General features: G+C 67.6%; 20 protein-coding genes. 14 read left to right on the top strand and 6 right to left on the bottom strand.

Annotated features, from left to right (window positions below; all coding sequences use genetic code 11):
• A partial coding sequence (locus O9335_RS04110) for an energy transducer TonB (protein WP_298383960.1) occupies positions 1-218 on the top strand: 218 nt, incomplete at its 5' end.
• Here the strand turns inward: O9335_RS04110 and O9335_RS04115 are convergent.
• Positions 190-1479 carry a 3-deoxy-D-manno-octulosonic acid transferase gene (locus O9335_RS04115; RefSeq protein WP_298383963.1) on the bottom strand — a complete coding sequence of 430 codons (1290 nt, stop codon included), beginning with the start codon at positions 1477-1479 and terminating at the stop codon, positions 190-192. The two genes, O9335_RS04110 and O9335_RS04115, sit on opposite strands and share 29 nt — an antisense overlap.
• Before the next feature lie 2 nt (positions 1480-1481).
• Entirely contained in the window at positions 1482-2882 is a 1401-nt protein-coding gene (locus tag O9335_RS04120) for a phosphomannomutase/phosphoglucomutase (protein WP_298383966.1), read from the bottom strand.
• Between the two features lie 132 nt (positions 2883-3014).
• Here O9335_RS04120 and O9335_RS04125 point away from each other — a divergent pair, with 132 nt between their 5' ends.
• The 5 genes from O9335_RS04125 to O9335_RS04145 are packed head-to-tail and all read left to right on the top strand — an operon-like array spanning position 3015 to position 7835.
• Positions 3015-4142 carry a sensor histidine kinase gene (locus O9335_RS04125; protein ID WP_298383968.1) on the top strand — a complete coding sequence of 376 codons (1128 nt, stop codon included), beginning with the start codon at positions 3015-3017 and terminating at the stop codon, positions 4140-4142.
• A complete protein-coding gene (locus O9335_RS04130; RefSeq protein WP_298383971.1) occupies positions 4139-4885 on the top strand; it encodes a LytTR family DNA-binding domain-containing protein in 747 nt (248 codons plus the stop codon). The genes O9335_RS04125 and O9335_RS04130 overlap by 4 nt, the downstream gene beginning before the upstream one ends.
• Positions 4886-4939: 54 nt before the next feature.
• Entirely contained in the window at positions 4940-6451 is a 1512-nt protein-coding gene (locus O9335_RS04135; protein WP_298383973.1) for an Ada metal-binding domain-containing protein, read from the top strand.
• 2 nt (positions 6452-6453) lie between these two features.
• On the top strand, positions 6454-6957 hold the full coding sequence (locus tag O9335_RS04140; protein ID WP_298383976.1) for a methylated-DNA--[protein]-cysteine S-methyltransferase: 504 nt from the start codon (positions 6454-6456) through the stop codon (positions 6955-6957).
• Positions 6957-7835, top strand: coding sequence for a DMT family transporter (locus O9335_RS04145; RefSeq protein WP_298383978.1), 879 nt, complete (start codon positions 6957-6959; stop codon positions 7833-7835). The genes O9335_RS04140 and O9335_RS04145 overlap by 1 nt, the downstream gene beginning before the upstream one ends.
• Positions 7836-7841: 6 nt before the next feature.
• Here the strand turns inward: O9335_RS04145 and ligA are convergent, their stop codons facing one another.
• Genes ligA through smc form a run of 3 tightly spaced genes read right to left on the bottom strand, consistent with a single transcriptional unit; the run spans position 7842 to position 14559 of the window.
• The gene (ligA, locus tag O9335_RS04150) at positions 7842-9905 is read right to left on the bottom strand and encodes an NAD-dependent DNA ligase LigA (protein ID WP_298384035.1); all 2064 of its coding nucleotides are present in this window, start codon (positions 9903-9905) and stop codon (positions 7842-7844) included.
• 14 nt (positions 9906-9919) lie between these two features.
• On the bottom strand, positions 9920-11038 hold the full coding sequence (locus O9335_RS04155; RefSeq protein ID WP_298383981.1) for a cell division protein ZipA C-terminal FtsZ-binding domain-containing protein: 1119 nt from the start codon (positions 11036-11038) through the stop codon (positions 9920-9922).
• Entirely contained in the window at positions 11038-14559 is a 3522-nt protein-coding gene (gene smc / locus O9335_RS04160) for a chromosome segregation protein SMC (RefSeq protein WP_298383983.1), read from the bottom strand. Before smc ends, O9335_RS04155 begins: the two co-directional genes overlap by 1 nt.
• Positions 14560-14660: 101 nt before the next feature.
• On the opposite strand from smc, the gene queF reads away from it, so the two are divergent.
• From queF to O9335_RS04200, 8 genes are all read left to right on the top strand, one after another.
• Complete coding sequence (queF, locus tag O9335_RS04165; RefSeq protein ID WP_298383986.1) at positions 14661-15143, top strand: preQ(1) synthase; 483 nt, start codon at positions 14661-14663, stop codon at positions 15141-15143.
• Positions 15140-16345, top strand: coding sequence for a succinyldiaminopimelate transaminase (gene dapC / locus O9335_RS04170; RefSeq protein ID WP_298383989.1), 1206 nt, complete (start codon positions 15140-15142; stop codon positions 16343-16345). The genes queF and dapC overlap by 4 nt, the downstream gene beginning before the upstream one ends.
• Positions 16342-17166 (top strand): 2,3,4,5-tetrahydropyridine-2,6-dicarboxylate N-succinyltransferase, encoded by an 825-nt coding sequence (gene dapD / locus O9335_RS04175; protein ID WP_298383992.1) that lies wholly within the window; start codon positions 16342-16344, stop codon positions 17164-17166. The genes dapC and dapD overlap by 4 nt, the downstream gene beginning before the upstream one ends.
• 12 nt (positions 17167-17178) lie before the next feature.
• Positions 17179-18339 (top strand): PilT/PilU family type 4a pilus ATPase, encoded by a 1161-nt coding sequence (locus tag O9335_RS04180; protein WP_298383995.1) that lies wholly within the window; start codon positions 17179-17181, stop codon positions 18337-18339.
• Between the two features lie 5 nt (positions 18340-18344).
• Positions 18345-19208, top strand: coding sequence for a 50S ribosomal protein L3 N(5)-glutamine methyltransferase (prmB, locus tag O9335_RS04185; RefSeq protein WP_298384038.1), 864 nt, complete (start codon positions 18345-18347; stop codon positions 19206-19208).
• Positions 19205-21145 carry an ABC-F family ATP-binding cassette domain-containing protein gene (locus O9335_RS04190; RefSeq protein ID WP_298383998.1) on the top strand — a complete coding sequence of 647 codons (1941 nt, stop codon included), beginning with the start codon at positions 19205-19207 and terminating at the stop codon, positions 21143-21145. The genes prmB and O9335_RS04190 overlap by 4 nt, the downstream gene beginning before the upstream one ends.
• A 72-nt stretch (positions 21146-21217) precedes the next feature.
• A complete protein-coding gene (locus tag O9335_RS04195; protein WP_298384001.1) occupies positions 21218-21703 on the top strand; it encodes a MarR family winged helix-turn-helix transcriptional regulator in 486 nt (161 codons plus the stop codon).
• Positions 21704-21731: 28 nt separating this feature from the next.
• Complete coding sequence (locus O9335_RS04200) at positions 21732-22157, top strand: organic hydroperoxide resistance protein (RefSeq protein WP_298384003.1); 426 nt, start codon at positions 21732-21734, stop codon at positions 22155-22157.
• Positions 22158-22293: 136 nt separating this feature from the next.
• On the opposite strand, the gene O9335_RS04205 is transcribed toward O9335_RS04200, so the two are convergent.
• Positions 22294-23238, bottom strand: coding sequence for an asparaginase (locus tag O9335_RS04205; protein ID WP_298384006.1), 945 nt, complete (start codon positions 23236-23238; stop codon positions 22294-22296).
• Positions 23239-23277 lie beyond the last annotated feature (39 nt).

Below are 23277 nucleotides of genomic sequence, written 5' to 3' on the forward strand. Positions count from 1 at the left end.
CGGGCGAAGCAGTGCGCAAGAACATCAGCAGCGGCGAAGTGAAGGCCAAGCTGACGATCGAGGCCGACGGCAAGGTCAGCAACGTCGAAATTCTGGATGCCAACCCCAAGCGAATCTTCGATCGCGCCACGATCGACGCCCTCTCTCAATGGCGCTTCGAGCCGGGGGCCGGTCAGCAGACGGTGGAAATCAAGCTGGTGTTCCGCAACGACGAGTGATCGTTGCCATCACCGCGGCGGCCATGCGCTCGGCGGCCCCGCGGTGCTGCTCAGCAAAGCCAAAGCCCGCGTTCGCCATGGCGACGCGGGCTTTTTCGTTGTGGAGCAAGCCGCTCGCCGCCTGAATCGCCTCGGACATGCTCCCCACCCGACGGGCGGCCCCGGCGGCCTCTGCCATCTCGGCCGCCTGGGTGAAGTTGAAGGTGTGGGGCCCCATGAGCAACGGACAGCCGCAGGCCGCCGCTTCGATCAGGTTCTGTCCGCCCAAAGGCTCGAAACTGCCGCCCAGCAAAGCAACATCGGCCAAGCCGTAGTACAGGGGCATTTCGCGCAGGCTGTCGCCCAACCACAGCTCGGCACCTGCATCCGGCCCCTCGCCCCAGGTCGACCGTCGGCTCAACGAACGCCCGCTGGCGGACAGCAAGCGCGCCACCTCGTCAAAGCGCTGGGGGTGTCGCGGCACCACCAGCACATGGGCCGGAAGCGGCCGCCCTTGCCAGGGCGCCAATGCGTCCAACAGGGCTGCCTCCTCGCCTTCGCGGCTCACCGCCAAAAGCAGCACCGGACGCCGCAAACCAGCACGCCAGACACGACCTCGGGCGAGCAGGCCCGCGTCGGGACGAATGTCGAACTTGAGATGCCCCACCGTTTGCACGTGGGGCACGCCCATCAGGCGCAAGCGGGCTGCGTCGTCGTCCGTTTGGGCCAGGGCCAGGGTCAAACGCTGCGCGGCCGGCCGAAGGAGGCCACGCAACCGCTCGCCACGGCGCAAGCTGCGCTCGCTCAGCCGGGCGTTGGCCAGCACCATGGGCACACCCTCGGCCAGCGCCGCAGCCTGCAAGCTGGGCCACACCTCGGTTTCCATCAACACACCGGCTTGCGGCCGCCAGTGGCGGAGAAAGCGGCGCACCGCGCCCGGCGTGTCCAGCGGCAGCCACGTTTGGGCGTCGCCTTCTCGCAGCAACTCCAGCCCCGCCTCGCGACCCGTGGCCGTGGTGTGGGTCAGCAAGAGGCGCAAGCCAGGGTCTTGCGCGCGCAAGGCGGCCAACAGGGGCGCGGCGGCGCGGGTTTCGCCCAGGCTCACCGCGTGCAGCCACAGGCACCCCGCCTGCGGCGCGCAGGCGTAAAAGCCGAGGCGCTCGACCATGGCGTGGCGGTAACCCGGCTCTTGCCGGCCGCGCCACCACCACCGCGCCAAGAGCGCGGGCGTGGCCAAGCGCATGGCCCAGCCCCAAAGCGCCAGCGCCAGGCGCTCGCGCATGCTCAGTGACCGGCTTGGAAGGTGGCGTCGGGCTTCACGCGAGCCAGTTGGGCCATCACCTCAGCCTGGATGCGATCCAGGGCCTCTTGGGTGTGGCCTTCGAAACGCAGCACCAACACGGGCGTGGTGTTGGAGGCTCGGATCAAGCCGAAACCGTCGGCGTACTCGACGCGCAAGCCGTCGATGGTGATCACTTCCTTCGCGTTCGGGAACTCGGCCACCTCCAGCAGCTTGGCCACCACGGCATGATGTTCGCCCTCGGCGCAGGGCACGTTCAGCTCCGGCGTGTTCACGCTGTCGGGCAGGCCGTTGAGCAGCTTGCTCGGGTCCTTTTCACGGCTCAGGATCTCCAGCATGCGGGCCGCCGTGTACATGGCGTCGTCGAAACCGTACCAGCGCTCGCTGAAGAAGATGTGGCCCGACAGTTCGCCGGCGATGGGCGCGCCGGTTTCCTTCAGCTTGGCCTTGGCCAGCGAGTGACCGGTCTTCCACATCAGCGGGCGGCCGCCATGTTTCTTGATCCAAGGCGCCAGGCGCTGCGTGCACTTGACGTCGTAAATGATCTGCGCGCCCTTGTTGCGCGACAGGATGTCCTTGACCAGCACCATCAGTTGACGGTCCGGCATGATGACCTTGCCGTCCTTGGTCACGATGCCCAGTCGATCACCGTCGCCGTCGAAGGCCAGGCCCAGTTCCGCGTCGGTGGCGTGGACGATCTTCTTCAGGTCTTCGAGGTTTTCCAGCTTGCTGGGGTCCGGGTGGTGGTTGGGGAAGTCGCCGTCCACCTTGGAATAGATGTCGATCACCTCGCATCCCAGCGCGCGCAAGATGGCCGGGGCTGACGCGCCGGGGATGCCGTTGCCGCTGTCGACCACGACCTTCATCGGGCGGGCCAGCTTGCAGTCGCTGACGATGCGGGCCAAGTACTCGGCCTGGATGTCCATCTTGCCCAGGCGGCCCTTGCCGGACTTTCCAACTGCGGCGTAGTCCTCGGCCTGGATGCGGCGCAGCAGGCCTTGGATTTGCTCGCCGAACACGGCCGCGCCGTTGAGCACCATCTTGAACCCGTTGTAGTCCTTCGGGTTGTGGCTGCCGGTGACCATGATGCAGTTGTTGGCGCCGTACTGGCCGCGCGTGGCGGCCACGTAGTAGGTCATGGGCGTGGTGACCATGCCGATGTCGACCACGTCGATGCCCGTGGCGCGCAGGCCCTTGGTGAGGGCCGCCACCATGGCCGGGCCGCTCAGGCGCCCGTCGCGGCCCACGATCACAGCCTTCTGTCCCAAGGCCTTGGCCTCGGTGCCGAAGGCGCGGCCGATGTGCTCGGCCACGGATTCGTTCAGCGTCTTGCCGACGATGCCGCGGATGTCATAGGCCTTGAAGATGGAGGCGTCAACTTGCATGGTGCTCGGAGTGATGTGGCGAAGGGGCGCGATTGTAGGAACGGGCGGTTTCCTGGCGTTTCAGCGGCCAGGCTGTCGAACCGTCGCGAGCCTCTGGGGGGGGCGCCCCAGCCATGCCTAGACTGCCAGCCCATGAAACACCTCATCGCCACCTTGCGCCTGGCTCGCCAGGACTTCTTCAAACTGCGCAAGCACCGCAACGTGCCGGCGTGGTCGATGTGGGTGCTGACCGTCTACGTGTCCCTGGCATGGGGTCTGGGAATGCTGGCGGTGACGGGGCTGTTGGGCCAACAGCTTGCTCGCCCAAGTTGGTGGTTGGAGATGGGGCCAGGCATGTTTGGAACCACGCTGGTCATTGGCTGCGTGTTCCACACCACATACAGCCTCATCGAACGGCTGGCCCCGCAGCGCTTCATCGACTGGACGAATGGTGAACCCGGGGTGGGCGTCAGCCTCTTCTTTGGCCTCACGTCGATGGCCTGCGTGGCCGTCGGCTTGGGCGTGGCCTACCTGATGCTGGGAGGCCTGCCCGGCATGACAAAACAAGGCTGGCCCCCCGACCTCAGTTGGGGGCCGGTCGCCGTGGCATCGGTCTTTTTCAGCGTGATCTGGGGTCTGTGGGCTTGGCAGGAATGGCACGAAGAGCAACTCAAGCGCCAAGCCAAAGAGGCTGAACTGCGGCTGCTGCAAGCCCAGATCGAGCCGCACTTCCTTTTCAACACCTTGGCCAATGTGCGCGGCCTCATCGATTTCGCCCCCAAGGAGGCTGCCGAGATGCTGGATGCCTTCACCGAGCACCTGCGCGCCAGCCTGACCAGCATGCGCGCCGAGACCGTGAGCTTGGACACCGAACTGACGCTGCTCGGGCACTACCTGCGCCTGATGCAATTGCGCATGGGCGATCGCCTCAGCTACTCGATCCAGGCCGACGACGGCGCCCGCGCGGTGATGCTGCCACCCCTGCTGCTGCAACCCTTGGTGGAGAACGCCATCCACCACGGCCTGGAGCCCCAGGTTGAGCCCGGCCACGTGAGCGTCGAGGCGCGCACGGCCGGAGGCCAACTGCACCTGATCGTGCAGGACAACGGCGTGGGCCTGAACGCCCCCAAGCCCCGCTCTGGCCAGGGGGTGGCCACGCAAAACATTCGCGAGCGCCTGGCCACCCGCTATGGCGATCGCGCCGCCCTCCGCATCGAGCCCGCCAGCCCGCAAAGCTCGCGAGGCACACGGTCCAGCCTTCAACTGCCCCTTCACCCATGAGTCTGCGCGCCCTGATCGCCGACGACGAGCCCAACCTCGTGCGTCATCTGCAAGCCTTGCTGACCCAAGCTTGGCCCGAATTGACCCAATTGACACCGGCCCGCAACGGGCTGGAGGCGGCCGAGCGCATCGCCGCCGAGCAGCCCGACGTGGCCTTTCTTGACATCCAGATGCCGGGCCTGAGCGGCTTGGAAGTTGCCCAAGGCATCGAAGGCGCCACGCGCGTGGTTTTCGTGACGGCGTACGACGCGTACGCACTCCCAGCCTTCGAGGCCGCCGCGGTGGACTACCTGCTCAAGCCCGTGACCCTGGCACGGCTGCAGCGGACCGTGGAGCGCTTGAAGGCCTCCAACCCCGCCGAGGCCGACCCATGGCCCCAGGCCGTGGCCGCGCTGGCGCCGCCGCGCCCGGCACTGCCCCTGCGCTTCATCCGGGCCAGCAGCGGCGACCTCACGCACCAATTGGACGTGCAGCGGGTCGCGTACTTCCATGCTGACGACAAGTACACCGTGGTTCAAATGGCCGACGGCGCCGAGCACCTGATCCGCACGCCGATCGCCGAGTTGGTCGCTCAACTGGACCCCGACCAGTTCTGGCAGGTGCACCGCTCCACCGTCGTGAATCTGTCGCACCTGGCGGGCACCCGGCGCGACGAGGCGTCACGCCTGTTCGTGCGCTTCAACGGCCTGTCGCGCGAAATGCCCGTGAGCCGGGCCTATGTGGCCCGCTTCAAAGCGATGTAGGCAGAGGTCCGAATCCCGCGCCTGCAGGGCAGGCGGGCACCCACAATCGGCGCCATGCAAGCCCTGGACCCCGCCGCCTGCTACGCCGCACTCCAAGCGCGCGACGCCCGCTTTGACGGCCATTGGTTCACCGGGGTCACCAGCACCGGCGTGTACTGCCGACCCATCTGCCGCGTGCGAACGCCCAAAGCCCACAACTGCCGGTTCTTTCCGCACGCCGCGGCGGCCGAAGCGGCGGGCTTTCGTCCTTGTTTGAAATGCCGCCCTGAGTTGGCGCCCCGGGCGTTTTCGGTGATGGAGTCGTCACGCTCGCTCGCGCACGCTGCGCGTGAGCGCTTGGACGCCCAGGTGCGGCAGGGTCAAACCGACTCCATGGACGCGCTGGCTGACGCGCTGGGCATCACGGCGCGGCACCTGCGGCGCGTGTTTGAACAGGCCTTTGGCGTGTCGCCCTCGGCCTATTTGCAAACCCAGCGTTTGCTGGCGGCCAAGCAGCTGCTGACCGACACCAACTGGCCGCTGGCCGATGTGGCCCTGCGCGCGGGCTTTGGCAGCGTGCGTCGGTTTCAGGAGGTTTGGCAGCAGCACTACCGCCTACCACCCAGCCGAGTGCGCCGGGCTGTACGCCCACTCGCCGATGGTGCGTGCGTCAGCGACCGAGCGCTGACCTTGCCCTACCGGCCACCGCTGGCCTTGGAGGCCCTGTTGAGCTTCCTGGCCGTGCGTGCCGTGCCCGGCGTCGAAGTGGTGGACCGCGACCGGGCCACGCTGCGGCGCACGGTGCGTTGGCCGACCCAGGGTGGCGAGGCGCGTGGCACGCTGACCGTGCGCTTTGAACCTGAGCAGCACCGGGCGCGCCTTTGGCTGTCCGACCCGCTGTGGCCCCACGCACCGGAGTTGCAGGCCCAAGTCCGCCAATGGCTGGACTTGGACGCCGACCCGACGGCCATTGCACAGCGCTTGCACGCGTTGCCCGGGGTTCTGGGCCTGCGTTTGCCCGGCGCGATGGATGGCTTCGAGATCGCGGTGCGCGCCGTGCTGGGGCAACAGGTCAGCGTGGCCGCCGCCACGACCCTGGCGACACGGCTGGTGCGTCGCTTTGGCCAGCCCTTGGACACGCTAGACGCCTGCCAGTCCATTTGGGGCCCGAATGGCCCCTGGTGCTTCCCCACGCCCGAGGCCTTGGCGCGCCCTGCCCCCGAGGTCTTGGCCACCATCGGCCTGCCACAGCGGCGGGCGGCCAGTCTGCAGGCTTTGGCGAGGGCATGGCCCAGCTTGCCCGCCGACCCCAAGGCCCGCCAGGCGGCGCTGCAGCAACTGCCAGGCATTGGCCCCTGGACCGCCGCCTACGTGCACATGCGGGCCACCCCGTGGCCGGACGTGCTGCTGCCGGGCGACCTCATCGTGAAGCGACAGCTGGAACGATGGAGCGCCCAAGTGGCCGCCGAATCGCCCAACCCAACCGCCGCCCCACTGAACCCAGAGCACTGGGCGCCCTACCGCAGCTACGCCACCTTGGCCTTGTGGCGGATGGACACCCCGGCCCCCACGCTTGCGAAGCCTTAGCCATGCCTCACTTCCCTGCCCTGCGCGCCCAGCGCCATGCCGACAGCCCCTATGGCCGGGTGTTGCTGGCCCGCACCGACCTGGGCTTGGCGGGCCTTTGGAATGCCGGCCAAGCTCACCACCCCCCGATGCTGAGCGTGCCCGAAGAGTCTCACCCTTGGTTCGACACCGCACTGGCCGCCTTGGAAGCTTGGGGCGCCTGGCCGCGCCCGCAGAACGACCCACCGCTGCCGCCCTTGGACCCGCAAGGCACGCCCTTTCAGCTGGCCGTTTGGGCACGGCTGCTCACCATCCCAAGGGGTGGGCTCACCAGCTACGGCGCCATCGCCCAGGGTTTGGGGCAGCCGCAGGCGAGCCGCGCGGTCGGCGCTGCGGTGGGCCGCAACCCGATCGGCATCCTGCTGCCCTGCCACAGAGTCGTGGGTGCCCGCGGTGAACTGACTGGGTATGCGGGCGGCCTGCCCCTCAAAACCCTGCTGCTGCAGCAAGAAGGCGTGCTGATTTGATGAAGTCCACCGATTTGGCCGAACTGCTGGCCTTGGCCGCCATTTGGGGCGCCTCGTTCTTGTTCATGCGCTGGGGTGCCCCGGAGTTCGGGGCGCTCAGTCTGGCTTGGTTGCGCGTGGGCCTGGCCTCGGTGGCGCTGCTGCCCTTGCTGGCTTGGCACCAAGGTCGCCCCAGCCTGGGCTTGCTTCGGCGGCATTGGCGCGCCTTGCTGGCCCTGAGCTTGGTGACCTCGGCCCTCCCCTTTGCCTTGTTCGCCTACGCAGCGCTTCACATCCCAGCTGGGGTGTCGAGCATCCTCAACGCCACGGTGCCCATGTGGAGCGCGCTGGTGGCGTGGTGGTGGCTGCGACAGGCCCCGACGGCTTGGCGCAGCCTGGGGCTGGCCCTGGGGTTTGGTGGCGTGGTGCTGCTGGTGTGGACCAAGACCGGGCTTGGCGGCGATGCCCGCTTCTGGGCCGTGCTGGCCTGCCTGCTGGCCACGTTGAACTACGCGATATCGGCCGTGGGCACCAAGCGTTGGCTCGACGGCGTGCCACCGCTGGTGGTGGCCACGGGCAGCCAGTTGGGGGCCACGCTTTGGTTGACGCTGCCTGGCCTTTGGGCGTGGCCGGCCACCTGGCCCGGAGGCATCGCCTGGGTCAGCTTGCTGGCGCTGGCGCTGTTGTGCACCGGGGTGGCCTACATCCTGTACTTCCGCCTCATTGCGCGCGTGGGGCCCACGAACGCCGTCACGGTGACCTTCTTGATTCCGGTGTTTGCGGTGCTGTGGGGAGCGATGTTCCTGGCCGAAGCGCTGACCTGGGCCATGCTGGGCGGCGGCCTGCTGGTTTTGGTCGGCACCGCCCTGGCGTTGGGGCTCTGGCCCAAGCCCCGCTGAAGCCAGTCAAGCCCCGAGCAAGGCGCGCAGCGCGGCCTCGTCGAGGACCGTGATGCCCAATTCCACGGCTTTGTCGAGCTTGCTGCCCGCGGCCTCGCCCGCCACCACGTAGTGGGTCTTCTTGCTGACCGACCCGGCCACCTTGCCGCCGGCGGCCTCGATCAGGGCGGCGGCGGCGTCGCGGGTCAACGTGGGCAGCGTGCCGGTCAGCACAAAGGTCTTGCCCGCCTGGGGCAACTCGACCGCCGCGGCCGCTCCCTCGTGCTCCGGCCACACGATGCCAGCGGCCCTCAGTTGCTCCACAGCCTCGCGATTCAGCGGGTTGGCGAAAAAACCGTGCACGGAATGCGCCACCACAGGCCCCACATCGGGCACCTGCAACAGCGCGGCCTCGTCGGCCGACATCAGGGCCTCCAAATGGCCGAAGTGCTTGGCCAGGTCCTTCGCCGTGGTCTCGCCCACGTGGCGAATGCCCAGGCTGAACAAGAAGCGACCCAGCGTGGTTTGCTTGCTGGCCTCCAAGTTCGCCAGGAGCTTATGGGCGCTCTTGTCGCCCATGCGCTCCAAGGCGGCCAAGTGCACGAAGCCCAAGCGGTACAGGTCGGGCAAGGTGCGCACCAGGTGGCCGTCCACCAATTGATCCACGAGTTTGTCGCCCAAACCCTCCACGTCCATCGCCCGGCGGCCCGCGAAATGCAGCAGAGCCTGCTTGCGCTGCGCGGCGCACACCAAGCCGCCCGTGCAGCGGTGCTCCAAATTGCCCTTGTCGCGCTCCACCGCGCTGCCGCACACCGGACAAGCCTTGGGCATGGCGAAGTTGGGCACGTAGTGCGCCCGCACGCCCGGCATGCGGCCCACCACTTCAGGGATGACATCGCCCGCGCGGCGAACGATGACCTGGTCGCCCACGCGCACGCCCTTGCGGCGCAGCTCGAAGGCGTTGTGCAGGGTGGCATTGCTCACCGTGGTGCCTCCCACGAACACCGGCTCCAGCTTGGCCACGGGCGTGAGCTTGCCGGTACGGCCCACCTGGATGTCGATGGTCTTGAGCCGCGTGACCTGCTCCTGCGCCGGGTACTTGTGCGCCACAGCCCATCGAGGCTCACGGGTCTTGAAGCCCAGTTGCTGCTGCAGGTCGCGGCGGTTGACCTTGTAGACGATGCCATCGATGTCGAACGGCAAGGCATCGCGACGCGCCGCGATGCCTTGGTGAAAAGCCACCAAGCCTTGCGGACCGTCGACCACGGTGCGGTCGGCGCACACCGGCAAGCCCATGTCGGCCAAGGCGTCCAGCAGCGCCGCGTGCGTGGCCGGCACGTCCCAGCCCTGCACCTCGCCCAGCCCGTAGGCGAAGAAGCAAAGCGGTCGTTGCGCGGTGATGGCGGGGTCCAATTGGCGCAAAGCGCCCGCGGCGGTGTTGCGCGGGTTCACGAAGGTCTTGTCGCCGCGTTGGCGCTGGCGCTCGTTCAGGGCCTCGAAGGCGTCGCGGCGCATGTACACCTCGCCGCGAACCTCCAACACGGGGGCTTCCACGCCGCGCAGGCGCAAGGGCACCTGACCCACGGTGCGGATGTTGGCCGTCACCTCCTCGCCCGTCTCGCCATCGCCGCGCGTGGCCGCCTGCACCAGCACCCCTCGTTCGTAGCGCAGATTGACCGCCAGGCCGTCGAACTTCAACTCGGCCGCGTACTGCACGGGCGGCGCGTCATCGGCCAGACCCAACTCGCGCCGAACCCGGGCATCGAAGGCCATTGCGCCGGCCGGGCTGGTGTCGGTCTCGGTGTAGACGGACAACATCGGCACCGCGTGCCGTACGGACGCCAGCTCCGAAGCCGCAGCAGCACCGACACGCTGCGTCGGGCTGTCGGGCGTGCGCAGCTCGGGGTGCGCCCCTTCCAGCTCGCGCAGCTCGGTGAACAAGCGGTCGTACTCGACGTCGGGGATCTCCGGGGCGTCCAGGACGTAATAGAGGTGGGCGTGGTGCTGCAGTTGCTCCCGCAGCCCTGAAGCCTTTGCCGCCAGGCCGGCCGCGTCGGCGGCTGCGTCCGTCGCCTCGGGGAACAAGGGCAGCGTCACCACGCCGATCAGCTGAACAGGCGCCGCGCCGCTGGCGAACCGGCAGCGAGGTCTCGTGACACCAATTGGCGATAGAGGCGCGCCAGGTCCTCGTAGATGGCCGCAAAGCCATGGGGACCCAGCGGTTGTCCATCGCCGTCGACCACCTCCGCCTCCAGGTCACGGCTCAGGCGCCGGGCCACCTCTTGAAGGGCGGCAAACGGCTCCAGAGCCTCGGGGGTCTGCGGCACGTCGAACACCAGCGTCACGGCCCGCAGGGCCTGCAACTCGCCTTCGTCGGCCAAGGCCGCACGGGCATCGAACTGCAGGGCCAGCAGCGGCGGTTCGCCCTCCTCGGCGGCGGGCAACACCAAGCGCCCCGGGAGCCCTCCGTGCACGAGACCTTGCTTGCCTGCGGCTTGGGTCAGGAAGCCCAAGGTCCAGGCCGCCCCTTTGGCGCGCAGTTCCACGCTGAGTTGCGCATCGTGCTGGCTGGCGAACTGATCCAACTCCCGGCCCCGAGCCACGGCCTCGCGCATGTCGGGGAAATCGGCCATGGCCCCCACGCCGTCGGCGAACGCCTGGATCTTGTGCACCCACTCGCTGAACTCGATCTCGGTCAGCGCGCCGCTTCGGTTGGCCAACTGCAACCCCGCTTGGAATTCGCCGTAGCGCTCACCCGCCAGCGGCAGTTCCCATTCCCCCGATTCGGTGTTCAAGCCTTCGATGGCAAACGGCTTGCTGCCGGCGCGCCGCGTCGGCGGCAGATGGGCCAAGGCGGCTTCGCCGGTGGTGGGCGCCTCCAGGTGCAAGGTGGCGATGACGTCGATCAACGCATCCAAGCGCAAGGAGGGCCGCCGAGGCGGCCGCGCCTTGTGCACCACCATGGGCAGCGTATCGGCATGTTGAAAACCGGTGAAGACCGAGTCGCCCGCGCTCAGGGCATCCATCACCGAATCGAGCTTGGAAACTTGGGCCACGGGGTGGCCTTCGGCGTCCAGTTGGGGCTCGGCGCGGGCCCCGGCGCTCGGCTCCGGGCGCTTGGGGCTGGCTTTGCGGGCCGCCCACCAACCGTGGATGAGCAGGGTCAGCAGAACCGCCGCCCCCGCGATGAGCAGGGCCTCGGTCAGGGTGAAGGTGCGGTCCATCACGCCGCCTCGGCCAGCGACAGGGCGGCTTCCATATCGACGGCCACCACGCGGCTCACGCCCTGCTCTTGCATCGTCACCCCGATCAGTTGTTGCGCCATTTCCATTGCGATCTTGTTGTGCGAGATGAACAGAAACTGCGTGCCCTTGCTCATCTCGGCCACGAGTTTCGCGTAGCGCTCGGTGTTGGCGTCGTCCAGCGGCGCGTCCACCTCGTCCAGCAAGCAGAACGGCGCCGGGTTGAGCTGGAAGATGGCGAACACCAGCGCAATGGCGGTGAGGGCTTTTTCACCGCCGCTGAGCAGGTGGATGCTGCTGTTCTTCTTGCCGGGGGGCTGGGCGATGACCTGCACGCCGGCGTCCAGGATCTCGCCGCCGGTCATCACCAGCTTGGCCTGGCCGCCCCCGAACAGCGCCGGGAACATGCGACCGAACTGCTCGTTGACGCGCTCGAAGGTGCTTTGCAGCAGGTCGCGGGTTTCGAGGTCGATGCGACGGATGGCGTCCTCCAAGGTGCCCATGGCGCTGCCCAAGTCGCTCAACTGGGCATCGAGGAAGCCCTTGCGCTCGCGCGCGCTGCCCAGCTCATCGAGCGCCGCCAAGTTCACCGCCCCCAGCGCCTCGATGTCCTTCTGGATGCGGTCGATGTCGCCCTGCAGGCCCTGCAGACGCACCCCCTCGTGCTCGATGCTGGAAGCCAGCGCGTCGAGGTCGACACCGGCGGCAGTCAACTGCTCTTGGAACTGGGCCCCACCCAGCTGCGCCGCTTGCTCCTCCAACTGGAGCTGGGTGATGCGGGCGCGAAGCGGCTCCAGCTCGCGTTCTGCGCGCAGGCGCTGTTCGTCGAAGCCGCGCAAGCGCTGGCTGAGCTCGTCGTAGCGCTGACGCACTTGGGTCAGCTGCGCCTCGGCGGCCACGCGGGCGTCGATGGCGTCTTGCAGGCCCGCTTGGGCGGCGCTGTCATCCAGTTCTGCCAGCTCCAGCTCCAACCGAGCCAGGGCGTCGTCACTGCTGCGCGCCTCCTGCTGGGCGGTGGCCACAGTGCGTTGCAGTTCGGCCTGCCGAGCCAAAAGCGCACGGGTGCCGAACTGCGCTTCCTGAGCGCGTCGCTCCAGGCTGCGCTGTGCCTCTCGGGCCTCGGCCAGCAGGCGCTCGGCCTGGATCACGGCCTCCTCCAGGTCGGCGTGCTGCTGCTGCGTCTGAGCCAGTTGCAGGTCCAGCTCCTCGAATCGGGCCTCGCCGGTGGCGCGACGCTCGAGCACTTCCTCGTCCAAGGCGTCCAGCTCGGCCAGCTCTTCGCGCAGACGCAGCGCCTGGGCGTTGGCGGCTTCGAACAATTGGCTGGCACGCAGCAACTCGACCTGGCCTTGGTGGGCGCGGGCGCGGGCCTCCTCCGCCTCACGCCGGGCCTGGGTCAGCTGTGCCGCCACCTGGGCATGCTGGTGCTCAGCGCGGCCCGCTTGGGCGCGCGCTTCGTCGACGAGCAACTCCTGGGCGCGCTTGGCGCGCTCGAGGTTTTCGATCTCCTGCGCGCGAGCGAGCAATCCGGCTTGCTCGCTGTCGGGCGCGTAGAAACTGACCGCGTGGCGGCTCACGGCGTGGCCAGCACGGGTGACGATCAGCTCGCCATGCTGCAACTGCGCGCGCTGGGCCATGGCTGCGGCCAGGTCGGGCGCGGTGTAGACGCCGTCCAACCAATCGGCCAGCAGCGCCCGCAGGCCAGGAGCATCCACCCTTAGCAAACTGGCCAGCTCCGGCAGGCTGTGGTGGGTGGGGAGGGCCGTGGGGGCGCCTTCACTGACCGAGTAGAAAGCCAAGCGCGTGGGCGGAGCGTTGTGTTCGAAGGCTTGCACCAAGTCCAGACGGCTGACTTCAAGCGCACCCAGGCGCTCGCGCAGGCAGGCTTCGAGGGCGTTCTCCCAGCCGGATTCGATGTGCAGGCGCTTCCAAAGGCCTTGAAGCCCCTGCAGACCTTGCTCGGCCAGCCAGGGCCCGAGCTTGCCTTCGGTTTGCACCTTGTCTTGCAAAGCGCGCAAGGCGTCCAGGCGGGCGCTCGACTGAGCAAGCTTGGCGGCCTCGGCCTGGGCTTGCTCGATGAGCCGACGCCGTTCGGCCTCGAGTGTGGGCTCTTGATCGGCCAGCTCGGTTTGCCGCGCCTGGGCCTCTTCCCACCGGGCGTCAGCCTGGGTGGACTGTTCGCGCAGCCGCTCCACATCGCTTGAATCCGGCAGGTTCAAGCCGGCCTTTTGGGCGTCCAAACGATCCCTGCGCTGACGCAGGCCCCGGGCTTGCTCGTCCAAGGCACGGCTTTCGGCCGCGAGGACATGGATTTGCTGCTGCACCTGGCTGACCGTTTGCCGTTGTGCGTTGGCTCGCCCTTGGGCGGCACGCACAGCGTCTTCCAACTCTGGCAGTCGCGCAGCGTGTTCTTCAGCCTGGGCCGCCAGGGTTTCGGTCTCTTCCTCGCCACGGGCGCGCTGCTCGGCCAACGCTTCTATCTCTTGTTGCGCCAAACCACCGCGGTCGTTCCACAGCGCTTGTTGGGTGCGGATCTCGTCGCGCCGCGTTTGCGCCCGCTGGCGGCTGTCGATGACGTAGCGAATGCGTTCCTCGAGCCGACTCACGGCCATCTGAGCCTCTGCATAGCGCCCTTGTTCGGCATGCAGCGCATCGCCGGCCTGGTAGTGCTCGGCCCGCACGGCCTCCAACTCGGCCTCGGTGTGGCGCAGCTGCGCGAGTTGCGCCTCCAGCGCATTGACGGCCTCGCGGTGAGCGGCCTGAACGCGCTCGAGCTCCTTGGCCGAATCGCGACTCTTCAGAAACCAGAGCTGATGCAAGCGCTTCTCGCCCAGCGCCTGCAACGCGCGGTACTGCCCCGCCACCTCGGCCTGGCGCTCTAGGCGCTCCAGTTGCGCGTCCAACTCACGGCGAATGTCTTCGACGCGGGTCAGGTTTTCTCGGGTGTCCTTGAGCCGACTCTCGGTTTCACGGCGCCGCTCTTTGTACTTGGAGACACCCGCCGCCTCTTCGAGAAACAAACGCAGCTCTTCGGGCTTGCTCTCGATGATGCGGCTGATGGTGCCCTGGCCGATGATGGCGTAAGCGCGCGGACCCAAGCCAGTGCCCAGGAAGACATCTTGCACGTCCTTGCGCCGCACCACCTGGTTGTTGATGTAGTAGCTGCTGTTGCCCTCGCGCGTGAGCACGCGCTTCACGGCAATCTCGCTGAACTGGTTCCAGGCCCCGCCGGCGCGGGCCAGGCTGTTGTCGAACACCAGTTCCACGCTGGCGCGGCTGGCCGGCTTGCGGGTGTTGGAGCCGTTGAAGATCACGTCTTGCATGGACTCGCCACGCAATTCGCTGGCCTTGCTTTCGCCCAGCACCCAGCGCACGGCGTCCATGATGTTGGACTTGCCGCAGCCGTTGGGGCCCACCACGCCCACGCGCCGGCCCGGCAGTTGAAACACCGTGGCGTCGGCGAAGGACTTGAAGCCCGACAGCTTGATCGTATTCAGGCGCATGGAAGGGCGGTCGAGGCAAAGCCCGTTTTCTCTATGAAAACGGGCTCGAAAAGGGGCGCGGATGATAGCATCGCCCCCCTCTCAGAATGCCCCCTGCCGCCATGGCCACGACCCCGAAAAAGACCCCTCCGGCCAGCCAGCGAACCAAGCCGGCCAATCCGCCGTCGCGGCCCAGCAAAGAGCTGCAAGTCTTCCCCAACCCGGCGCCGCAGCGCGACTACCTGCTGCAGTTTCAGGTGCCCGAGTTCACCTGCCACTGCCCACTGACCGGTCAGCCCGATTTCGCCCACTTCACCATCGAGATGGTGGCCGACGAGTGGTGCGTCGAGCTCAAGAGCCTGAAGATGTACATGTGGAGCTACCGCGACGAAGGCGCCTTCCACGAGGCCGTGACCAACCAAATCCTTGACGACATCGTCAAAGTCACCCGGCCGCGCTTTGCCCGCATCAAGGCCCGCTGGTACGTGCGCGGCGGCATCTACACCAACATCGTGGCCGAGCACCGCAAAAAGGGCTGGAAGCCGGCCACGCCGGTCGAATTCCCGGCCTTCCCGATGGAATCGGGCTTGCTGGCCGGCGGATGAACCCCCGCCTCGCTCTCCTCCAGCCCTACCCGTTTGAGCGCCTGAAGGCCGAATTGGCGGGCACACAGCCCCCCGCCGGCCTGCGCGCCATCAGCCTGGGCATGGGCGAGCCGCGCCACGAAGCGCCCTCTGCCGTGCTGGCCGCGCTGCGCGACAACCTGGGCGGTCTGTCGAACTACCCGGCCACGGCCGGTAGCGAACCCCTGCGGCAAGCCATCGGCGCGTGGGTGCAGCGGCGCTACGGCGTGGCGCTGGACACCGGCAGGCAATTGCTGCCGGTGAATGGGTCGCGCGAGGCGCTGTTTGCCATCGCGCAAACGGTGGTGAACGCCAGCCAGCGCGGCGCGACCGTCGTCTGCCCCAACCCGTTCTACCAAATCTACGAGGGGGCGGCCTTGCTGGCCGGCGCTGAGGTCGCGTTCGCCAACAGCGACCCGGCGCGCAATTTCGCGGTCGACTGGGCCTCCATCGACGAAGGCACATGGGCCCGCACGCAACTGCTCTACGTCTGCACGCCGGGCAACCCGAGCGGGGCCGTGATGCCCCTGACCGAGTGGGCACGCTTGTTCGACCTCAGCGACCGCCACGGTTTCGTCATCGCCGCCGACGAGTGCTACTCCGAGATCTACCTGGGCGACGAGCCGCCGCTGGGCAGCCTGCAGGCAGCGCAACAACTCGGCCGCACCGATTTCAAGAACCTGATCAGCTTCACCAGCCTGTCCAAGCGCAGCAGCGTGCCGGGCCTGCGCTCGGGCTTTGCGGCCGGTGACGCCGCGCTGATTCAAGCCTTCTTGCTCTACCGCACCTACCATGGCAGCGCCATGGGGCCGGCGGTTCAGGCCGCCAGCGTGGCCGCCTGGAACGATGAAGCCCACGTGGCCTCCAATCGCGCGCTGTACCAAGCCAAGTTCCAGGCCGTTTTGCCCCTGTTGCAAGACGTTCTGGACGTGCAGCCCCCCGACGCGGGCTTTTACCTGTGGGCTGGCGTGCCTTCCCACGTGGAGGGGGGCTGCGACCTCGCCTTCGCGAAGGCCCTGCTCGCACAATGCAACGTCCACGTTTTGCCCGGCAGCCTGCTGGCCCGGGAAGCCCAAGGCGTGAACCCAGGACGCGGCCGCGTGCGGCTGGCCCTGGTGGCCGAACTGGCCGACTGCGTGGAAGCCGCGCAGCGCATCCGCAACCATCTGTTGAGCCTCGCATGACCGTCGAACTGCAAACCCTCCTCGAAGCCGCCTGGGAACAGCGCACCGAGTTCAGCCCCAAGAACGCCCCGGCCGAGGTGCGGGACGCCGTCAACCATGTGCTGAGCGAGCTGGATGCCGGTCGACTGCGCGTGGCCAGCCGCGAGGGCGTGGGCCAGTGGACGGTGCACCAGTGGATCAAGAAGGCCGTGTTGCTCAGCTTCCGCTTGAACGACAACGTGCCCCAGGGCAGCGGCCCCATGAGCTTCTACGACAAGGTGCCCACCAAGTTCGAAGGCTGGAGCGCCGAGCAGTTCGCCGCCAGCGGCGTGCGCGTGGTGCCACCGGCCGTGGCCCGCCGAGGCAGTTTCGTGGCCAAGAACGTGGTGCTCATGCCCAGCTACGTGAACATCGGTGCCTTCGTCGACGAAGGCGCCATGGTCGACACCTGGGCCACCGTGGGCAGCTGCGCGCAAATCGGCAAGAACGTGCACCTGAGCGGCGGCGTGGGCATTGGCGGCGTGCTGGAACCCCTGCAGGCCAACCCGACCATCATCGAAGACCACTGCTTCATCGGCGCCCGCTCTGAGGTCGTGGAAGGCGTGATCGTCGAAGAACACTCCGTCATCTCGATGGGCGTGTACATCGGCCAAAGCACCCCCATCTTCGACCGCGAATCCGGCGAGATCACCTACGGCCGCGTGCCCGCCGGCTCGGTGGTCATCAGCGGCAGCCTGCCGCGCGATGGCGGTCGCTACAACCTGTACGCTGCCATCATCGTCAAGAAGGTTGACGCGCAAACCCGCGCCAAGACCTCGATCAACGAACTGCTGCGCGCCTGAGGAGGCACCCCGATGAGCTCTGGGAACATGGACCGCATCCTTCGGCTGATGGCCGAAAAGGGTGCTTCTGACTGCTACTTGTCGGCCAACAGCCCCGTGCTCATCAAACTCAACGGTCAGGTGGTGCAGCTGTCCGACCAGTCCTTGGGCCCGACCCAGCCCCGCCAACTGGTGGCCGAGGTTCTGTCGCCCAAAGAACTGGCCGAGCTGGACGAACTTGGCGAGCTCAACCTCGCCATCAGCATCCCCAAGGTCGGCAGCTTCCGGCTCAGCGGCTTTCGGCAGCGCGGCACCATCGCGGCCGTGTTTCGGCACATCGCCCACACCATCCCCGAGCTGGACGACCTGAAGCTGCCCACCGTGTTGGGCGACTTGGTGCTCGAAAAGCGGGGCCTCGTGCTCATGGTCGGCGCCACCGGCACCGGCAAAAGCACCACGCTGGCCGCGATGCTGGAAAAGCGCAACAAGTCGATGACGGGCCACATCTTGACCATCGAGGACCCGATCGAGTACCTGTTCCAAAACAAGAAGTCGGTCATCAACCAGCGCGAGGTCGGTCGAGACACCAACACGCTGCAAGTGGCCCTGAAGAACGCCCTGCGCCAAGCGCCCGACGTGATCCTGATCGGCGAAATTCGCGACAAGGAAACGATGACGTCGGCCATCTCTTACGCCCTGTCGGGCCACTTGGTGCTCGCCACCTTGCACGGCAACAACAGCACGCACGCGCTGAACCGGATCTTGTCCTTCTACCCACCCGAAGCCCGCCCCGCCTTGCTGGGCGACTTGTCGGCGGGTCTGCGGGCCATCGTCAGCCAGCGTCTGGTGCGCGCCCAGACCGGCGGCCGCGTGCCGGTGGTGGAGGTGCTGCTCAATGGCAAGCTCATCAGCGAGCTCATCGAGCAGGGCGACTTCATCGGCGTCAAAGAAACCATGGAAAAGTCCATGGCCGAAGGCTCACAAACCTTTGAAGAGCACTTCGCGCAGTTGATCGAAGCAGGTGTCATCACCCGCGAGGAAGGGCTGGCCTTCGCCGACTCGCCCACCAACCTGCTCTGGCGCCTGCAAAACACCAGCAGCGCCATCGATCGCGCACCCGTTCAAGCGCCCGACCCAACACCCGATCAGGCCACCTTCACCGAGATCACCCTCGATCTCACGCCCAGCGACTGATGGCCTTGACCTTGATGCAGGCCGTCCAGCGTGCGGCAGAACGCCTCGACGCCGCTGGCGTGGCCTTTGGCCAAGGCACCCTCCATGCCTTTGACGAAGCCGCTTGGTTGGTGCTTTGGTGCTTGGGCCGCCCACTGGACGCCCTGGACGACCAAGCCGACTCGCTCCTGAGCACCACCGACCAGGCCCAGGTGGACGCACTCATCGAGCAGCGCATCCGCACCCGACAGCCCGCGGCCTACCTCACCGGCGAAGCCTGGCTGCAGGGGATTCCCTTCCACATCGACGCCCGCAGCATCGTGCCGCGGAGCTTCATTGCCGAACTGATCGCCGACGGCACCGTCGACCCCTGGCTGGACGCGTCCACCCAACGCGTGCTGGACTTGTGCACGGGCAACGGCTCACTCGCCGTGCTGGCGGCCATGGCGTGGCCGGAGGTCAGCGTGGTGGGCAGCGACCTGAGCAACGACGCACTGGCCGTGGCCCGCCGCAACGTCGAGCGGCATGGACTGCAAGACCGCATCGAACTCGTGCAAGGCGACGGCCTGTCGGCCACCTCGGGCTTGTTCGACTTGGTGCTGTGCAACCCCCCCTATGTGAACGCCGACGCGATGGCCGCGCTGCCGCCCGAGTTCCTGGCCGAGCCCGCGCTGGCCCTGGCCGGCGGCATCGACGGCATGGATTTCGTGCGACGGCTGCTGGCCGAACTGCCCGCACGCCTGGCCCCAAACGGCGTGTTGGTGCTGGAGATTGGCCATGAGCGCGCGCACTTCGAAGCCGCCTTCCCGCGCCTGGAAGCCGTTTGGTTGGAAACCAGTGCCGGCAGCGATCAGGTCCTGCTGCTGACCCGCGAGGCCCTGCCCGCATGATCCGGCTGACGGGGGTGACGCTGCGGCGCGGCGTCAAAGAGGTGTTGGTGGAGGCCAGCGTGAGCCTGCAACCGGGCGAACGCATCGGTCTCGTCGGCGCCAACGGCGCGGGCAAATCCAGCCTGTTCAGCCTGTTGGCTGGCCGCTTGCAGGCCGACCGTGGCGAAGTCGACATTCCTCCCACGTGGCGCCTGTCGGAAGTGGCCCAAGACCTGCCGGACACCGAGCAAGGCGCCACCGACTTCGTGCTGGACGGCGACCTGACTTTGGCCCATGCCCGAGCCGCCTTGGCCGACGCTGAAGCCGCACACGACGGCCTGCGCATGGCCGAGGCCCATGCGGCACTGCAAGACGCTGGCGCCTTCGATGCGCGAGCCCGCTCGCAGGCGCTGCTGCTGGGCTTGGGCTTCCAGGCGCCCGAGCTTGACCGGCCCGTCAACAGCTTTTCAGGGGGCTGGCGCATGCGCCTGCAGTTGGCGCGCACCCTCATCAACCCCGCCGAGTTGATGCTGCTGGACGAACCCACCAACCACCTGGACTTGGACGCCCTCGTCTGGCTGGAGGGCTGGCTCGCCCGCTACAGCGGCACCTTGATCGTCATCAGCCACGACCGCGAGTTCCTCGACGCCATCACCCGCGTCACCCTGCACCTGGACCGCGCTCAACTCACCCGTTACGGCGGCAACTACACGGCCTTCGAAGCCATGCGCGCTGAGCGCCTGAACCAACAGCAGGCGGCTTACGACAAGCAACAAGACCGCATCGCGCACCTGCAAAAGTTCATCGACCGCTTCAAGGCCAAGGCCACCAAAGCCAAACAGGCGCAAAGCCGCGTGAAGGCCCTGGAGCGCATGGAAAAGCTCGCGCCCGTGCTGGCTGCGGCCGACTTCGCCTTCGATTTTCGCGAGCCCGCCAGCCTGCCCAACCCCATGCTGGCCTTGAACGACGTGACCTGCGGCTATGGCGACACCGTCATCGTTCAGCGTGTCAACCGCACCGTGCTGGCGGGCCAACGCATCGGCATCTTGGGCGCCAACGGGCAGGGCAAGTCCACCCTGGTCAAAACCATCGCCGGCACCCTGCCCCGCCTGAGCGGCCAGATGACCGAGGGCAAGGGCCTGAGCATCGGCTACTTCGCCCAGCAAGAGTTGGACGTGTTGCGGCCCGACGAAGGGCCGCTGGCTCACATGGTGCGCTTGGCCAAGGCGGTCAGCCCTCAGGCGCGCGAGCAAGAGTTGCGCGACTTCCTCGGCCAATTCCGTTTCACTGGCGACATGGTGAGCCAAGCCGTGGGCAGCCTTTCGGGCGGCGAGAAGGCCCGCTTGGTGCTCGCCATGCTGGTTTGGCAGCGGCCCAATCTGTTGCTGCTGGACGAGCCCACCAACCACCTGGACCTCGCCACCCGCGAGGCCCTGTCCATCGCCCTGAACGAGTTCGAAGGCACGGTGATGCTGGTCAGCCACGACCGAGCCCTCCTGCGGGAGGTGTGCGACGAGTTTTGGCTGGTCAGCCGAGGTGGCGTGTCGCCGTTCGACGGCGACCTGGACGACTACCAACGCTGGCTGCTCGACACCGCCAAAGAAGCCGCCCGCGCGCTGAAGGCCCCCCCCGCTGCCGAAGCCCTGGCGCCCACGCCAAGCCTGCAAGCCGCCAACGCCTCGCGCGAAGACCGCAAGGCGGCCGCGCAGGCCCGCGCCCGCTTGGCCGAGCAAACCAAGCCCATGCGACGGGAAGTCGAAGCCATCGACCGTCAACTGGTGGCCTTGGGCCAGGAACGCGCGTCGCTGGAGGGCGATCTGGCCCTCGGGGGCTTGGCGGGCCCGGCCATCGCCGACATCGGTCGGCGCTTGAAAAGCATCGGCGACGAGGTGGACGCCCTGGAGTCACGCTGGTTGGAGCTCAGCGAGCAGATCGAGGCCCTGACCTCGCCTCCTTGAAAGGCCACACGATCAAAGTGGCTTCTCGCTTATTCGATTGCGCACAATTTGATTGTTCGCGATCATTCTGGCATGTCGCACGATGCCCAGCTTCGCCCCCTCCCGCATGGCGACGAATGGCTGCACCTGGACCGTCAACTTTGCTTTGCGCTCTATGCCAGCTCGCTGGCCATGACCAAGCTGTACAAGCCCCTGCTGGCCCCCCTGGGCCTGACCTACCCGCAGTACTTGGTGATGCTGGTGCTGTGGCAAGACGGCACCTCCAGCGTCAGCGCCCTGGGCGAGCGCCTGAGCCTGGACTCCGGCACGCTCACCCCCTTGCTCAAACGTTTGGAACTGGCCGGCCATGTCACCCGCGCCCGCGATCCCGGCGACGAGCGTCGCGTCCAGGTGGCCCTGACGGCCTGCGGGCACGCCTTGAAAACCCAAGCCCTCGCCCTGCCCACCACCCTGGCCTGCGCCACGTCGTGCGACCTGGCCGAATTGCAGTCCCTCACCCAGCGCCTGCACGACCTGTTAGGTCGGTTGCGGCGTGCCTCCGTCACCAACCCCGCGTGAAGCGGCTCCACCCCCGAAAGGAAACACCATGGCCCTCGACAAAGTCCTGTACACCGCCCACGGCACCGCCACCGGAGGCCGCGAAGGCAGCGGTCGCAGCAGCGACGGAGCGCTCCACGTCAAACTGAGCACCCCGAAAGAACTCGGTGGCGCGGGCGGCGATGGCACCAACCCCGAGCAACTGTTCGCGGTCGGCTACGCCGCCTGCTTCATCGGAGCGCTGAAGGCCGTCGGCGGCAAGATGAAAATCGCCGTGCCGGCCGACGTCTCGATCGACAGCTCAGTGGGCATTGGCCCCATCCCGGCGGGCTTCGGCATCCAGGTGGCCATGACCATCCGCCTGCCTGGGCTGGATCGCGCCGTGGCCGAGCAACTCGTGGCCGCGGCCCACCAAGTCTGCCCCTACTCCAACGCGACGCGCGGCAACATTGAGGTGACGCTCACCCTCGCCTGATCCAGCCGCGACGGGTCCGCACGCACGGTCAACGCACCCCAGCCCGCCCGGAGAACCCTCTCACCGCGACGCTGGGGCCCCCTGGGAATCTGCACGGAGGAGACCCAGGCTGTGCCGAAATCCTGGGGGCGACAGGCTAGGCCTCCAGCAACTCCAGCAGCAGGGCCACCCTGGCCTGGGGCACGCTCAAAGCACCCGCATTGCGCAGTCCGCCACCACCCAACACCGGGCCTGCCGCACAGCGTGTGGCCCGGATCACCGGCACGCCGCGGGCTTGCGCCTGCAACAAAGCGCGCTCCAAATCGCTCGACAAAGTGCCATTGCCAGTTCCGGCCGCGACCAAACCCAGGCGCCGCCCCTCCCGCTGCGCCAGGCTCTCGATCAGCGGCACCAAAGCACCATCCTCACCCGCCGCGTTCCACAGGACGGACACCCGGGGCCACAGGCTCGTGTCCGCCGGGAGGCGTTCAGCCCCCCAGGCCAGGGGCGCCAACCAGGGTTGCAAAACGCGCACCGCGCCGGACTCCACCCACGCCAGCACACCGTCCGGCGAATCGAAGGCATCAACCCGATAGCTGTGGACCTTGCGAACGCGGTCGCCACGATGCACCCGCCCATCCAAGCACACCACCACCCCACAAGCGCCGGCCGTTTGCGCCACCGTGACGGCGTCCAGCAGGTTCTGCGGCCCGTCAGGGCTCAGGCTGCTCGCGGGCCGCATGGCCGCCGTCAACACCACGGGTTTTCCACCCCGCAGCACGCGATGCAACAGGTAGGCGGTCTCCTCCAACGTGTCGGTCCCGTGGGTGATCACCACGCCACCCACGGCCGAATCGTCCATCGCCTGCTGCACCCGCAAGGCGAGCCTTCGCCACGTGGCGAAGTCCATGTCCTTGCTGTCCAACTGCGCCAATTGCTCGAACGCCAGTTGGTGCGACGCCAACGGCGGCACACCCGCCACGAGGGCTTCAATGCCCACAGCACCGGCCCGATAGCCCACGTGATCGGCCGCCGTGGACGCCTGTCCGGCGATGGTGCCGCCAGTGCCGATGATCAATACCCGTTGCGTCGCGCTTGGCATCGGTCGAATCCTGTATAAAAATGCAGTATCTGGATATTC

Source organism: Inhella sp. (assembly GCF_027532025.1).
Taxonomy (GTDB): domain Bacteria; phylum Pseudomonadota; class Gammaproteobacteria; order Burkholderiales; family Burkholderiaceae_C; genus Inhella.